This is a genomic window from Roseixanthobacter pseudopolyaromaticivorans, assembly GCF_043195145.2.
Taxonomy (GTDB): Bacteria; Pseudomonadota; Alphaproteobacteria; order Rhizobiales; family Xanthobacteraceae; genus NCEH01.
Genome location: NZ_CM195539.1, coordinates 2,897,570 through 2,911,642 on the forward strand (window position 1 = coordinate 2,897,570; position 14,073 = coordinate 2,911,642).

Consider the following 14,073-nt stretch of genomic DNA (forward strand, 5'->3'; position numbering starts at 1 on the left):
ATGCTGGGCCGTGCCGGGCGTGGAGGCAAGATGGATTGGGCAATACCGGGCGACGTCCTGAGCGGACGACGCTAGTCACAGTCTGCAAGGAGATCTGCCATTGCCGGACCAAGCCATTGATTTACCTGGCGATCCACCCCGCTGAAGGAGGGATGGCGCAATGGCCGCGCGGCGACCTCAGCTGGCAGTCATCTCAGCTGGCGGCGAGCAGCGGACTGCGCACCGTGGCGTCCTCATGGCTCGACAAGGCGGGCCTCTGAGCCCGGCGCGCCCGCTGCAGCACGGAGCCGATGCGCCGATAGAGCAGGCGCGGAAGCAAGGGCATGGCGACCGCTGCGTCATAGCCCGCCCGGCTGGCAAGCCGGGCCAGCACGGTCGGCGGACCTTCTGTCACGAGAATGCCAGGCACGGCGTCCGGACCATCGCGGAATGGATGGTCGGGCACGAGATCCATGGAGGCGGCCTGCACCACGATCACGTCAAAAGCGCGCGGAGCATTCAGCGCTTCGTCTATGGAGGCGGCTTCCGTCACGGCCCCGACGCCAAGCGCCTTCAGGCCGGTGCACGTGATTTCGCGGCGCGTGGAATCTGAATCGACTATGAGAACACGGGCAGTTGGCAACACCTTCATGGGGCGCTCCCATTGGAAGCACACCGGCCGCTGCACGGCCGGGGCGCTGGTTAAGCAGCTCCGGCCGAACGCAACCCCGCAATCACGTTCGACTCGACTATATTGATACCACATCGCACCGTGGACGCAACCGTGGCGCACGGCCCCATCAACGGCTGATGCTGCCGAGAATACCGCGCAAAATCGCCTTTCCGAGCTGGGTTCCGACCTGCGACGCCACGGAGCGCGCGACTTGCCGCACCACGACTTCCGTTGTGGTCATGCGACTTGAGGAAGGGGCGCGCGACGGTGCCCGCGAAGGCGCGGTGCCGGTCTGCGGCACGGTGGGACGGCCCCAGGGGCCCGCGGGCGGAACACGCTCCGGCGCGCTCTTTGCGGGGCCGCTCTTTTCGGGCGCGCTCTTCTCGGCGGCTCTGCGCTGCAGAATCTCGAACGCCGATTCCCGATCGATGGGGGTGTCGTAGAGATGGCCCACCGGGCTCTGCCGCAGAATTTCGCGGCGCTCCGGCTCGGTCAGCGGCCCGATGCGCGCGGAGGGTGGACGGATGAGCGTGCGCTCCACCATGGTGGGCGTGCCGTTGCCCTCCAGCATCGAGACCAGGGCCTCGCCCTTGCCCAGTTCCATGATGACTTGCGCGGTGTCGAGCTTGGGATTGGGCCGGAAGGTCTCGGCCGCCGCCTTCACGGCCTTCTGGTCGCGCGGCGTGAAGGCACGCAGCGCATGCTGCACCCGGTTGCCCAATTGGGCGAGGACGCTCTGGGGAACGTCGAGGGGATTCTGCGTGACGAAATAGACACCGACTCCCTTGGAGCGGATCAGCCGCACCACCTGCTCAACCTTCTCCAGCAGCGCCTTCGGCGCCTCGTCGAACAGCAGGTGAGCTTCGTCGAAGAAGAACACGAGCTTGGGCTTCTCGACATCGCCGACTTCCGGCAATTGCTCGAACAGCTCGGACAGCAGCCATAGCAGGAAGCAGGAATAGAGCCGCGGCGCGCCCATCAGCTTGTCTGCGGTAAGAATGGAGATGGTGCCGTAGCCGGAGCGGTCGATGCGCATGAGGTCCTTGATGTCGAGCGCCGGCTCGCCGAAGAACCGGCCCCCACCCTGATTCTCAAGCATCAGAAGCTGGCGCTGAATCGCGCCGACGCTGGTGGCGGAGACATTGCCGTATTGCGCGGAGAGGCTCTTGGCGTTCTCCGACACCCACACCAGCATGGCCCGCAGGTCTTTCAGATCCAGCAGCAGCAGGCCCTGCTCGTCGGCGACGCGGAAGACGATGTTCAGAACGCCTTCCTGGGTGTCGTTCAGGCCCATCAGGCGGGCCAGCAACAGCGGGCCCATCTCGGAAACCGTGGCGCGGATGGGATGGCCCTGCTCGCCGAACATGTCCCAGAAGATCACCGGGAAAGTGTCGGCCTCATAGGCGATCCCCACCTCCTTCGCCCGCTGCAGCAGAAAGTCCTTGCCCTCGCCCTTCGCCGCGACGCCGGAGAGGTCGCCCTTGATGTCGGCCGCAAACACCGGCACCCCAGCGCGGGAGAAGCCTTCCGCCATGGCCTGGAGCGTCACCGTCTTTCCGGTGCCCGTCGCGCCGGTGACGAGGCCGTGGCGATTGGCAAGCCGCAAGGTGAGGTACTGGGGATGCACGCTCTTTGCGGCCACGCTCGCGCCGAGAAAGATCTTGCCATCCGAATCGGGGCTCGCCATGCCGTCCTCCCAAACTTCGCTGTCCGCTTTGTCGCGCGGGCAACACGGTGCCGGCAAGTGGCGTTAACCGCTTTTGCGCGCTTGCGCCCATGGTGCGGCGCGGTCAATATCCCGCCGCGCCGTCCCGACGAAACCGCGAGAAGGAGTTGCCCATGGATGAGTTGACCGCTCGACTCATGGACAAGGTCGGGGTGAGCGAGCAGACCGCGCGCGCCGCCATCGAACTGGTGCTGGCGTTTCTCTCGCGCGAGGCGCCGCCCGCCGCCATTGCCGAACTCGTCGCGGCCATCCCGGACCTGAAGGGCGAATTGCAGATGCCGCCCGACGAAGCCGCCTTTCCCGCCGCCACCGGCCATTTCGGCGGCATGGCGCGGTTGATGCGGATCGCCGACCAGATGATGGAAAACGGCATGACCATGTCCCAGGTGCAGGATGCGACGCGCGAAGTGGTGGCATTCGCCCGCGAAAAGGCGGGCTCGGACCTGGTGGACCGCATCGTCGCCGCCATTCCCGGCTTGCGGCAGGTGGCGTGAGCCGGCGGGATTGAGCTGGCAACGGAGTTTACGCGCGTCATGACTTCACCTGCCGCCCCCCGCATGCTCCAGGCCCGTGGCCGCACCCTGCCTCTCGGTCCGCGCACCCTGGTCATGGGCATATTGAACGTGACCCCCGATTCCTTCTCCGACGGCGGGCGCAGCTTTGCCGTGGAGGATGCGCTCGCCAAAGCACGCCGGCTCACCAGCGAAGGGGCGGACATTCTCGACATTGGCGGGGAATCGACCCGGCCCGGCCATGTGCCGGTACCATCCGAGGAGGAATGGGCGCGGGTCGGGCCGGTTCTGGAAGCTTTGCGGGCGGAAACCGGCATCCCGATTTCCATCGACACCTCCAAGGCCGACGTCGCGCGCCGCGCCATCGCCGCAGGAGCGGTGATCGTGAACGATGTGTGGGGCTTCACCCGCGATCCCGAGATGGCCCCGGTTGTGGCGGACAGCGAGGCCGCCGCCGTGCTCATGCACAATCGCACGGAGGTGGACGCGAGCCTCGATATCATCGACGAATTGCTGGCCTTCTTCGAGGGCGCGCTGGAGCGCGCGGTCCGCGCCGGCGTGCGCAAGGATCGCATCGTGCTTGATCCCGGCATCGGCTTCGGGAAGACCTTCCCGCAGAATCTGGCCGCCATCGCCCGCCTGCCGGAACTGCGCGTGCTCGGCTATCCCCTGCTGCTCGGCACCTCACGCAAATCCCTCATCGGCAAGGTCATCGATAGCCTGCCGGCGGAGCGCGTGCCCGGCACGATCGCGTCCAACGTCATCGGCATCATGGCGGGGGTGGAGATCATCCGCGTGCACGATGTGGCCGCCCATGTTCAGGCCGCGCGCGTTGCGGAAGCGATCCGCGACGCGAAATGAGCCTCACTCGTGCTTATCTGTGTCTAGGCGCCAACGTTGGGACGCCGCGCGAGACGCTTGCCCTCGCGGTGGCAACCCTGGCACGGGCGGGGCTGACCATCGTCGCGCGCTCCGCGCTCTACTGCACGCCCCCCTGGGGTCCGGTGCCCCAGCCGCCCTATCTCAACCAGGTGGTGGCCGTGGACTGCCCGCTCGACGCGCGCGGCCTGCTCCATCTCGTGCTGTTGGTGGAGCGCATGCTGGGCCGCGACCGCGCCCGCGAGGTCCGCTTCGGCCCGCGCGCCATCGATATCGATATCCTGGTGTTCGGCGATGCGCGGATCGAGGAGAGCGATCTCCAACTGCCCCATCCGCGCCTGATGGAGCGCGCCTTCGCTCTCGTGCCGCTGGTGGAGATCGCGCCGGAGCTGCGGATCGCGGGCGTGCGGGCAGCGGACGCACTGGCGCGGCTGGATGCGAGCGCCATCGTCAAGGTCGCCTAAAACGCAAAAGGCGCCGCGGTCTTGCGACCCGGCGCCTTGCGGCATTGTGCGGACCGTACGGCCCGCGCGCCTCAGTTGAGGCGGCTGTTGTCGGCCCAGGAATCCACCTGACGCTTCACTTCGTCCTTCGCGAGGCCGTAGCGCTCCTGAAGCTTGCCTTCCAGAATCTCACGATTGCCCTTGATCTCGGCAATATCGTCGTCGGTCAGCTTGCCCCATTGGCTCTTCACATTGCCGGTGAACTGCTTCCAATTGCCTTCGATGCGATCCCAGTTCATGAGCGAACTCCTGTGTGGGGGAAGATGCCCCTACAACGCGACCGTGGGCGTGATGTTCCCGCGCCGGCCCATTGAGCGTAGCGCGCAGAGCCGGCATGCTCGCGGCAGCCGCATCGCCTATGCGAGGAGTGCAAATGGCCGCGACCGCCGAAGGGGATGTCATGACGCTGGTAAAGGATGACGACGCGAGGCTCGCCGAAGGGGTGATCCGGGGCGAGCGCGCCGCCCTCGCGCGCGCCATTACGCTGATCGAATCCCGCCGCCCGGATCACCGCCGCCGCGCCGAAATCCTTCTGCAGGGCCTGCTGCCGCGCACTGGAAACGCATATCGCGTCGGCGTCACCGGCGTGCCCGGCGTCGGCAAATCCACCACCATCGACGCGCTGGGGACCTATCTCACGCAACAGGGCCACAACGTGGCGGTGCTGGCGGTGGACCCCTCCTCCACGCGCACCGGCGGTTCGATCCTCGGCGACAAGACGCGCATGGCCCGCCTCTCCGTCGATCCCAACGCGTTCGTGCGCCCCTCCCCGTCCAGCGGCACGCTCGGCGGCATCGCCGCCAAGACGCGCGAAACCATGCTGCTGTGCGAGGCCGCCGGCTTCGACGTGGTGCTGGTGGAGACGGTGGGCGTCGGCCAGTCGGAAACGGCGGTGGCTGATCTCACCGACACCTTCCTGGTGCTGATGCTTCCGGGCGCCGGGGACGAACTCCAGGGGATCAAAAAGGGCGTGCTCGAACTCGCCGATATCGTGGCGGTGAACAAGGCCGACGGCGACAATCTCAACCGCGCACGCGCGGCGGCGGGCGAGTATCGTGCGGCGCTGCATCTGCTTGGCGCGCGCGCCCCGCATTGGTCGCCGCCGGTGCTCACCTATTCCGGCCTCACCGGCGAGGGCATCGACAAGCTCTGGGCGGAAGTCCTCAACCATCGCGTCCGCGCGGAAGCGGCCGGCGCTTTCGCCGCGACCCGCCGCGCCCAGCAGGTGCGCTGGATGTGGACCCTGCTGCATGAGAAGGTGGCGGAGCGCGTCGCCAGCGATCCCGCCATCAAGGCCCGCGTTCCTGCGCTGGAAAAAGATGTCGCCGAAGGCACACTTTCCCCCACCCTCGCCGCGAACGAGATCGCGGCTTTGCTCGGGCTTTAGCGGGTGGATCGGGCAAAGCGGCGGATTCTGATCTGCGGCTTCGGGCCGTTCCCTGGTGTGCCGAAGAACCCTTCGGCAGCGGTCGCGCAGCGTCTCGGCCGCATTGCGCGTCCCGCCCTTGCCGATACGGAACGGCATGTGGAGATCCTGCCCACCCGCTGGGCGGCGCTCGACCAGGCCGAAGCGCGGGTGCGCGAGCAACGCCCGGACGCCATCCTGCTGCTGGGGATCGCGGCGCGCCGGCGGAAGGTGTGTGTGGAGGCCCGCGCCCAAAATGCAGCCGGCGCATTCCCCGACGCCGGCGGCACGGCATTGAAGGCGGGCAAGCTGGCCGAAGGGCCTGCGGAAATGCGCAGCTCAGCCGATCTGCCCCGCCTTCTCGCGGCATTGCGCGCCAGCGATCTGCCGACTGCGCTCTCCCGCGATGCCGGGCGCTATCTCTGCAATGGGCTCTATTACCGAATCCTGACGCTCACGGCGGGGCGCAACGTACCGGTGGTGTTCGTGCATCTGCCGGGCGGACCGGAAGCGCGCGGTCGCGCATGGGAAGACCGCCTGGTCAACGGTCTGTCCGGGTGTCTTGTGGCGCTATCGGGCCGGCTCAACGGTCCCGGCGGGGCGGCTTGGGCGGGGTAACGTCGATCATCTCGAATTCGCCCGCGCGATAGGTCTGCGTGCGCACTTCGACCACGCCCTTGCCGGTCAGCAGATAGCGAATGCCACCAATCACGACCAGGGCCGTGACGAACAGGCCGACCGCAATCAGCAGGCTTCCGAGCAGGGTGAAAAGCAGCACCGCGCCGAGGGCGACGGCGAGGAGAATGCCAACACTGCGGAACGTCGAGAAGAAGCGGGTCATGGATCCAATCCTGATAGGGTTCGGACTTTAGGCCAAGCTTTTGGCCGCCGTGTGGCGAGACGGCAACGCCCCCGTCCCATGCGGCAAACGCGTGCGACGCCTGCCTTGAGCGTCACATGGAACTCAGGCGTGGCTTTGGCGTTGACCTTGAGCAAGCTCAAGGAGTTCAAAGAATGCCCCGCAGTGCCCTGTACGCCGTAATCATCGCTCTTGTGTTCGTGGTCGGCGCCGGCAGCTATTACGCTTATCAGGAATATCAGCGGAAACAGAATTCCACCGAAATCACCATCGGTCCCGGCGGCATCAAGATCGACCCGCCCGGCCGCTGAGTTTCAGATCTGACGGGAATTTGCGATGGCTGGGGCGCCAGGATTCGAACCTGGGAATGGGGGAATCAAAATCCCCTGCCTTACCACTTGGCGACGCCCCATCGCGATGGGCGCGGACCATATCCGCTAAAGCGGCACAAATGCAACGGCCTGACCTGCCTTTTCCAGCCCCTATCCGGGGGCTGGCGCTGCTCAATTGCCGGTGAAGCGAGGTACGCGCTTTTCCGCGAAAGCAAGGCGACCCTCGCGATAATCGGCGCTGGCGTTGGCGAGGGTGGTCAGCCGCCGCGCTTCGGCCGCGACCGCGTGGCCCGCCCCTTCGGCCGCGCGGATCGAGGCCTTTGCGGCGCGCAGCGTCAACGGCGCATTTTCGCCGATGCGAAGCGCCGCCTTCTCCGCCAGCGCATCCACCTCGGCCGCCGGGGCGATCTGATCCACCGCGCCGGTCTCATAGGCGCGCATGGCCTTCAGCCGCTCGGCGCCGAAGAACAGCTGGCGCGCACCCTGGCTGCCGAACACCCGCACGAAACGCGCGACACCGCGCGGGTCATAGCCGAGGCCCAGGCGCGCGGCGGGAATAGCGAAGAAAGCCTCTTCCGCGGCCACCCGAAGATCACAGCTGGCGGCCAGCGCGGCCCCGGCGCCCACGCAGGCCCCGTGGATGAGCGCGATGGTCGGGAAAGCGACGGCCTCGATCGCGGCGCACACACCTTCCACCAGTTCGTCATAGGTTTGCGCGCCCGAACTGTCCGAGCGGGCGGCATCGAAATCGGAAATATCGGCGCCGCCGGAGAAGGCGAGCGTCCCCTCGCCCCGGATGATCGCGACGCGGATGTCGGTGCGCTTGGCGGTGTCGGACGCGAAGGCGGCAAGCGCGCGCCACATGCCGCTGGAAATGGCGTTGCGCCGTTCCGGGTTCGACAAAGTCAACCGCGCGACGCCGCCCTCGATGGAAACAGAGACATCACCTGAGGCCATGTATCCCCCCATGCGCGCGAAACGCCGCCGCCTGCATTGAAACGCAATGATTGCCTAGCGCATCTCCTGGGCGCGCGCCAACCTTCTTGCGGACGGGGCGGACGTTCAGTCGCGCTTAAACAGCAGGTTCGCGACCAGGCCCACCACCAGGGAGCCGATCGCCACCGCAAGGCCGTAAAACAACGCGTAGCGTTCGGCGAAGCGCGCCAATTGCTGCTCGAAGCCGCCCTTCTCCACCACCACCGAGGTTGTGGCGGCCTGGATCAACTGCCCGTCGGAAAACAGCTTTACGCTCACTTCATACGTGCCCACCGGCGCCCGGGCGGGAATGCGGAAGCTCGTGCGGAAAGCGGTGGCCGAGAGCAGGCTGACCCCGTTCGGCGCCTCGCCATAAAGCCCTTCATCGATCTTGATACGCAGGAACGCGAGGCGGAAGGGGTCGTCCGGCACCACGTCGGCAAAATCCGGCCCCACTCGCTGGAGGAAGATATTGCGCTTCAGCCCGATCTGCTCGCGCCGCAGCATCTCCGGCGCCGCTATCTCCTCGGCCGGACGATTGGTGGCGACCGCCAGCACCGCCGGGCAATCCACGAAGGTACGGCTATCCGTGTTCACATAAAGGCCGAGCACGCGCGACTTGCGCCAGGTGACGAAAGTCTCCTGCGGCCCGCGCACGGTCACCGCGAAATCATAGCGCGGCGGGGCATCCGCCTGTGGCACGCCCTCGACCACGCCAAACAGGACCAGATCGGCGCCCGTGAAATTGGAATTGATGAGCACATGCGGCTCGGACACCGACAGGATCAGGCGTTCCGCCCGCGCGCCCGCGCAGGCCAGCAGGAGCAGACTCAAGGCGAGCAGGAGGCGGATCAACTCCCCCTCCCCTTCGCGGTGACGGCAAACGGGTCCGCCGGCGGACGGGCGAGGTCGATGCCCATGCGCAGGCCCACCGCGAGCACCAGCAGGCCGAGCAGCAGCCGAAGGTGCTCCGCCTTGAGCGATTGGCCCGCCCGGGCGCCGAACTGGGCGCCCATGGTCCCGCCCACCATGAGGATCAGGGCCAGCACCGCGTCCACGGTTCCGTTGGCCACCGCCTGGAGGATGGTGGCTGCCGTCATGGTGACGAGGGTCAACACCAGCGAGGTGCCGACCGCCGTCTGGGTCGGCACGCGCAGCAGGTAGATCAGCGCCGGCACCAGCAGGAACCCGCCACCAACGCCCAGCAGCGCTCCGAGAAAACCAATGCCGAAGCCAATCACCACCACGGGGATCGCCGACACATAGATGCGCGACCGGCGGAAGCGCACCTTCAGGGGCAGGCGCAGCAGCCAGCCGTGGGTGCCGGGCCGGCGAATGCTGACCGCCTCGCCGCGCCGCGAGCGCAGGATCGCCCGCACGCTCTCCGCTAGCATGAGCCCACCCACGCTGCCGAGCAGGGTCATGTAGGATAGGCCGATCACCAGATCGACTTGGCCATAGGCCCGCAGCAGCGTGAAGGTGGCGACACCGGCGACGGTGCCGACAAGACCGCCCAGCAGCAGCACGCCAGACAGGGGCAGGTCGATCAGCCCCTTGCGCAGATAGGACAGCGCGCCGGAAAAGGAGGAGGCCGCCATGTGCGCCGAGACGCTGGCCACCGCGACCGCCGCCGGCACGCCGGTGAAGATCAGCAGCGGCGTCATGAGAAAACCGCCGCCGACACCGAACATCCCGGAAATGAAGCCGACCGCCAGCCCCATCGCGAAGATCGCGAAAATGGCGACAGGCAGTTCGGCGATGGGAAGATAGATCGTCAAGGCAGGCGTCCGGTGTGCGATGCCGCGGCCGAAGCGGCCATTCCCCACGATCCACGCGGGTTCGCTGTCGGCTATAGCAGATTCCCCGTGGCGCGGAATCGTTTCCGGGCGCCTCTATCCCTTTGGGGATATGGGCACCCCTGCCCCATGCTCGAACAATGTGGGCACGATCAGCGACGGGTGAAGACGCAGGACAAGGAGGCAAGCGCATGGGAGACGGACACAGGCGCCAGGCGCGCGAAACCGCGACAGCATCGGAGGCCACCGGCCGGGCGCCGGCATGGCGCGCGTGGCGATGAGCGGGCGGCTCGAAGGGCGCGTCGCATTGGTGAGCGGGGGCGCCGGGGGATGCGGGCGCGCGGCCTCCGAACTGTTCGCTCAGGAAGGCGCGAAGGTCGCCATCGTCGATCTGCCGGGCAGCGCCGGCGCTGCACTGGTGCAGGAGATCAACGCCGCCGGCGGACAGGCCATGTTCGCTGCCGCGGACGTTTCCGACAGCGCGGCGGTGAATGCGGCAGTCGCTCAGGTGGAGGCGACCTTCGGCGCGGTGACGGCGCTCTTCAATCACGCCGGCACGCTCGTGGTGAAGCCCTTCCTCGACACGACGGAAGAGGAATGGGACCGCCTCATGGGCATCAACGTGCGCAGCATGTTCCTGATGACCAAGGCCGTGTTGCCGGGGATGATCGCCGCCGGCGGCGGCGCCATCGTATGCACCTCGTCCATCTCGGCGGTGGCGGGCACACCCATGGAAGTGCTCTACGACACCACCAAGGGCGCCTGCCACATGTTCGCCCGCGCCATCGCGGTGGAATTCCGCGACCGCAACATCCGCTGCAATGCCGTGTGCCCCGGCTTCATCCGTACGCCGCACGGCATCCGCGAGGTGGAAGAGCTGACGCGCTACGGGATCGATGTCTCGGATGCTGCCCTCGCCGCCCAGCAGGGCCGCCTGTGCCGGCCGGACGAGGTGGCAAAGGCCGCCTTGTTCCTCTTGAGCGAGGATGCGAGCTTCGTAAGCGGGACGCATCTTTTTGTCGATAATTGCTTCACCGCCATGTGACGGGCGAAGCCTAAGGGACGACATCATGGAACTTGGAGCAGGCGGCCACTGGAATAATTGGGTCGGCAACCAATCCTTCATTTCCCAGCACGCGGCGGTGCCGGAGAGCGAAGAGGAATTGTGCGCGCTGGTGGCCGAAGCGGGGCGGCGCGGACTGAAGGTGCGGGTGGCCGGATCGGGCCATTCCTTCACGCCCGTGGTGGCGACACCGGGGTTGCGCCTGTCGCTGGAAAAGCTGAGCGGCATCCGCAAGGTGGACATGGCGCGCAAGCGCGTGAGCCTGGCGGCGGGCACCCGCATCGGCGATGCCGGCCGCGCCCTGAAGGGCCTGGGCTTGTCGCTGACCAATCAGGGCGATATCGACACGCAGGCGTTTGCCGGCGCGCTTTCGACCGGCACGCACGGCACCGGGATCAAGCTCGGCAATCTCGCCTCCCAGGTGGTCGGCATGCGGCTGGTCCAGCCGTCCGGCGAAATCCTCGAGATCACCGACGCGGACCCTGACCTGCTCAACGCGGCGCGCGTGTCCATCGGCTTGCTGGGTATCGTTTCGGAAGTCACGCTGCAGGTCATGGACGCCTATAATCTGCGCGAGCGGCTGTGGCGCGACGATTTCGAAACCTGCCTTGCCCATCACGACGCGTTGGCGGCAGAGCACCGCCATTTCGGCTTCTTCTGGTGCCCGACGCCGGAGAGCCGGCACCTCTATTGCCTGCCCGATACGGCGCCGGTTTCAACCACGTCGAAGCTGTCGGACGTGTGCGAGATGAAGGTGATGGACATCACCGACGAACCGCCCGAGGCCGCTGAAGGCGAATTCGAGCGCATCGCCTATTCCTCGGAAATCTACCCCATCGAATATGTGCCGAATTTCCACGAGCTGGAATATGCGGTGCCGCTCGAAAAGGGAAAGGACGCGCTGTGCGAAGTGCGGGCGCTGATGCAGGCCAAGCACCTGGATTGCATTTACCCTCTGGAATACCGTTTTACTGCCAGTGATAAAGGCTGGATAAGCCCATTTTATGAGCAGGACAGCGTGACCGTATCCGTATCTGGAGGACCGGGCATCGCCTATTGGCCCTACCTTCGGGAGGTGGATGCCATTTTGCGCCAATATGCCTCGCGGCCCCACTGGGGGAAGCTGCACTTCATGAACCGCGAGGATGTGGACGCGCTCTATCCCAAGGCGAATGCGTTCCGCGACCTGCGGCGCAAGCTCGATCCCGACGGGATGTTTCTCAATGATCACCTGGGCTTGCTGTTTTCCTGAACCTCAAGCCCGGCCCTAGGGCCGCGCGGCTGCCGTCGCCCTTTGAACCATCAGCGGGCGGCGGTTCATGTCCTGGATGAACAGATTGAACAGCTCGGTCTGGCTCGAGATATTCAGCCGCCGGTAGATATTCTTGCGGTGGATCTTCACCGTGCCCTCGGACAGCTCCAGGATCTCGGCGATCGAGGTGCTGGAATGGCCGCGCAGAATAAGCTGCACGATCCGCCGCTGCTGGTGAGTGAGGCTGCTTTCGCAGAAGCGCTCGAAGGCAGCTTCCATAAGGGTCTGGCGCGGCACCGGGAATTCTTCCAGGGAGCGGAAATGGCTCCGAAGCGTCTGCCGCACCACCGGTTCGGTGGCACGCAGCGCTTCCATCTCAGCCTCTGAGAAGGCCGCGTGCCCACGCATGCGCATCAGAGAATAGACCGCCGAACTGCCGCCCTTCAGCGGCACGATGAAGCCGATTTCTTCTACCAGCGCGCCCGGTTCCATCGAGACGCATGGGTGGACCTCGGCGGAATTGAAGAAATCGGACGAAAAGAAATCGTCCGGCGCAAGTTCCGCCATGCGCCAGAGGCCAGACGTGTGGCCATGGACGCAGGCGGTATAGAACGGATCAAGAAGATAAGTGCCGCCGAGATAGGCATCGAGCGCCTGAGCGGAGGCATAATGCTGGTATCCATCGTGCAGAAATAACGGACGACGCCCGAATGGGTAGGCGAATATCGTTGAAAAATCGAAACTTACGATCTCCCCAAGCAGCTCATCCAGAACCTGAATGAGGCTTTCCTCGCCGATATGCTCGATCAATCGCGCCGTCTTCTCGGGAGTGAACACGTCCTGACCTCCGTTCATCTGGCCTTAAAAGCCTTGCAAGAACGGGGCCTTTTTTGCGTCAGAAGAAAATAATCTTCGCCGAAAGATCGTCCGGCATACCCCTTTAGGGATATGGCTCGCCTCGGAGCGAGCGCGAACAATCCCCTTCAGACGGCTCGAACCGGGGATCAGCAGGGCGTCAGAGCCTGGCGCCCGCCTCCCCCACACAACGGCCCAGGCATTGCATGGGACCCTGTCGGCGAGCCTCCACGACCGTGAGCCGCGATTGCTCGCGTGGCATCCGACGATCTGAACAAAGGGGAAAGCAGATGCTGGGTAAATATGTGAAAGCTGCGGTCGTTGCGGGCGGGCTGATGTCCGTCTTCGCGGGTGCGCCTGCCGCCCTTGCGGCCGATTCCAAGGACCCGATCATCATCGCCCTGCACGACTGGACCGGCCAGGCGATCACCTCCCACATCGCGGGCGAGATCGTGAAGTCCAAGGGCGACAAGGTCGAATACGTCACCATCGACTATCTGACCGGCCTCACTGCCATGGAAAATGGCGATATCACCTTCATGTCCGAGCTGTGGGCGACCACCGCGGGCGACGCTATGAAGGCCTCAGACGCCACCGGCAAGACCGAAAATCTCGGCCCACTCGGCCCCAAGGCCAAGGAGGAATGGTGGTACCCGCTGTACATGAAGGAGAAGTGCCCTGGCCTGCCGGACTGGCACGCGCTGCTGAAGTGCGGCGAAGCCTTCGCGGTGCCGGAGACCGCCCCCAAGGGCCGCTATCTCGGCATGGAAGCCACCTGGGGCGGGCATGATCCGGAGCGCATCAAGGCCCTCAACCTTCCGTTCGTCGCCGTCGATGCCGGCACTGAAGCCGCCATGTTCGCCGAATTGAAGTCCGCCTACGAGCGCAAGGCGCCGATCATCCTGTGGGTGTATTCGCCCCATTGGGTACCCTCGGTATTCGAAGGCGAATGGGTACAATTCCCCGAATATACCGACGCCTGCTACACCGACCCGAAATGGGGCGTGAACCCCGACCTCGCCTTCGATTGCGGCAAGCCGCATGGCGAGATCTATAAATATATCTCCGCCAAGGCCAAGACCAAGTGGCCCGACGCCTATAAGGCGCTCAAGGACTTCAAGGTCGACGGCCCCGAGCTGAACCTGATGGTGAAGGCGGTGGATGTGGATGGAAAGTCCATCGACGACGTCGTGGCGAAGTGGATGGCCGATCACAAGGGTCAGTACTGATCCGAATTGAACAGTGAACCGCCGGCCCCGCGGGG

At 65.7% G+C, this 14,073-nt stretch carries 17 protein-coding genes and 1 tRNA gene; 9 read left to right on the forward strand and 9 right to left on the reverse strand.

The genetic code is table 11. The features are described 5' to 3' along the window. Positions 1 to 193 precede the first annotated feature (193 nt). Both V5F68_RS13910 and V5F68_RS13915 read right to left on the reverse strand, forming a co-directional pair. Entirely contained in the window at positions 194 to 631 is a 438-nt protein-coding gene (locus tag V5F68_RS13910; RefSeq protein WP_394013130.1) for an ANTAR domain-containing protein, read from the reverse strand. 148 nt (positions 632 to 779) lie between these two features. Continuing rightward, on the reverse strand, positions 780 to 2,339 hold the full coding sequence (locus tag V5F68_RS13915) for a helicase HerA-like domain-containing protein (protein ID WP_394013131.1): 1,560 nt from the start codon (positions 2,337 to 2,339) through the stop codon (positions 780 to 782). A 152-nt stretch (positions 2,340 to 2,491) separates the two neighbouring features. Here V5F68_RS13915 and V5F68_RS13920 point away from each other — a divergent pair, with 152 nt between their 5' ends. Genes V5F68_RS13920 through folK form a run of 3 tightly spaced genes read left to right on the forward strand, consistent with a single transcriptional unit; the run spans position 2,492 to position 4,233 of the window. Continuing rightward, positions 2,492 to 2,872: a DUF2267 domain-containing protein gene (locus V5F68_RS13920; protein ID WP_348847781.1), complete on the forward strand. Its 381-nt coding sequence runs from the start codon at positions 2,492 to 2,494 to the stop codon at positions 2,870 to 2,872. A 39-nt stretch (positions 2,873 to 2,911) separates the two neighbouring features. Further along, entirely contained in the window at positions 2,912 to 3,751 is an 840-nt protein-coding gene (gene folP / locus V5F68_RS13925) for a dihydropteroate synthase (RefSeq protein ID WP_394013132.1), read from the forward strand. Further along, on the forward strand, positions 3,748 to 4,233 hold the full coding sequence (gene folK, locus V5F68_RS13930; protein WP_394013133.1) for a 2-amino-4-hydroxy-6-hydroxymethyldihydropteridine diphosphokinase: 486 nt from the start codon (positions 3,748 to 3,750) through the stop codon (positions 4,231 to 4,233). Before folP ends, folK begins: the two co-directional genes overlap by 4 nt. Positions 4,234 to 4,304: 71 nt before the next feature. Here the strand turns inward: folK and V5F68_RS13935 are convergent, their stop codons facing one another. Then, the gene (locus tag V5F68_RS13935; protein WP_348847785.1) at positions 4,305 to 4,511 is read right to left on the reverse strand and encodes a CsbD family protein; all 207 of its coding nucleotides are present in this window, start codon (positions 4,509 to 4,511) and stop codon (positions 4,305 to 4,307) included. Between the two features lie 134 nt (positions 4,512 to 4,645). Between V5F68_RS13935 and meaB the strand changes: the two genes are divergently transcribed. Together meaB and V5F68_RS13945 are read left to right on the forward strand one after the other, a co-directional pair. After that, positions 4,646 to 5,659: a methylmalonyl Co-A mutase-associated GTPase MeaB gene (gene meaB / locus V5F68_RS13940; RefSeq protein WP_394013134.1), complete on the forward strand. Its 1,014-nt coding sequence runs from the start codon at positions 4,646 to 4,648 to the stop codon at positions 5,657 to 5,659. 3 nt (positions 5,660 to 5,662) lie between these two features. After that, positions 5,663 to 6,295, forward strand: a complete 633-nt coding sequence (locus V5F68_RS13945) for a pyroglutamyl-peptidase I (RefSeq protein WP_394013135.1) — start codon at positions 5,663 to 5,665, stop codon at positions 6,293 to 6,295. Here V5F68_RS13945 and V5F68_RS13950 read toward each other — a convergent pair. Next, a complete protein-coding gene (locus V5F68_RS13950; protein ID WP_348847788.1) occupies positions 6,261 to 6,518 on the reverse strand; it encodes a hypothetical protein in 258 nt (85 codons plus the stop codon). The two genes, V5F68_RS13945 and V5F68_RS13950, sit on opposite strands and share 35 nt — an antisense overlap. A gap of 173 nt (positions 6,519 to 6,691) precedes the next feature. On the opposite strand from V5F68_RS13950, the gene V5F68_RS13955 reads away from it, so the two are divergent. After that, positions 6,692 to 6,847, forward strand: coding sequence for a hypothetical protein (locus V5F68_RS13955; protein ID WP_394013136.1), 156 nt, complete (start codon positions 6,692 to 6,694; stop codon positions 6,845 to 6,847). Positions 6,848 to 6,873: 26 nt separating this feature from the next. Here the strand turns inward: V5F68_RS13955 and V5F68_RS13960 are convergent. From V5F68_RS13960 to V5F68_RS13975, 4 genes are all read right to left on the reverse strand, one after another. After that, positions 6,874 to 6,948 (reverse strand) — tRNA-Gln (locus tag V5F68_RS13960). A gap of 91 nt (positions 6,949 to 7,039) precedes the next feature. After that, positions 7,040 to 7,825: an enoyl-CoA hydratase-related protein gene (locus tag V5F68_RS13965; protein WP_394013137.1), complete on the reverse strand. Its 786-nt coding sequence runs from the start codon at positions 7,823 to 7,825 to the stop codon at positions 7,040 to 7,042. A gap of 105 nt (positions 7,826 to 7,930) precedes the next feature. Beyond that, a complete protein-coding gene (locus V5F68_RS13970; protein WP_394013138.1) occupies positions 7,931 to 8,698 on the reverse strand; it encodes a TIGR02186 family protein in 768 nt (255 codons plus the stop codon). Beyond that, positions 8,695 to 9,621: a sulfite exporter TauE/SafE family protein gene (locus tag V5F68_RS13975; protein WP_394013139.1), complete on the reverse strand. Its 927-nt coding sequence runs from the start codon at positions 9,619 to 9,621 to the stop codon at positions 8,695 to 8,697. Before V5F68_RS13975 ends, V5F68_RS13970 begins: the two co-directional genes overlap by 4 nt. A 295-nt stretch (positions 9,622 to 9,916) precedes the next feature. On the opposite strand from V5F68_RS13975, the gene V5F68_RS13980 reads away from it, so the two are divergent. Further along, the gene (locus tag V5F68_RS13980) at positions 9,917 to 10,684 is read left to right on the forward strand and encodes an SDR family NAD(P)-dependent oxidoreductase (protein ID WP_394013479.1); all 768 of its coding nucleotides are present in this window, start codon (positions 9,917 to 9,919) and stop codon (positions 10,682 to 10,684) included. 25 nt (positions 10,685 to 10,709) lie between these two features. Then, positions 10,710 to 11,954: a D-arabinono-1,4-lactone oxidase gene (locus V5F68_RS13985; RefSeq protein WP_394013140.1), complete on the forward strand. Its 1,245-nt coding sequence runs from the start codon at positions 10,710 to 10,712 to the stop codon at positions 11,952 to 11,954. 15 nt (positions 11,955 to 11,969) lie between these two features. Here V5F68_RS13985 and V5F68_RS13990 read toward each other — a convergent pair whose 3' ends face one another. Beyond that, positions 11,970 to 12,809, reverse strand: coding sequence for a helix-turn-helix transcriptional regulator (locus V5F68_RS13990; protein ID WP_394013141.1), 840 nt, complete (start codon positions 12,807 to 12,809; stop codon positions 11,970 to 11,972). 290 nt (positions 12,810 to 13,099) lie between these two features. Here V5F68_RS13990 and V5F68_RS13995 point away from each other — a divergent pair, with 290 nt between their 5' ends. Next, complete coding sequence (locus tag V5F68_RS13995) at positions 13,100 to 14,038, forward strand: ABC transporter substrate-binding protein (protein ID WP_394013142.1); 939 nt, start codon at positions 13,100 to 13,102, stop codon at positions 14,036 to 14,038. Positions 14,039 to 14,073 lie beyond the last annotated feature (35 nt).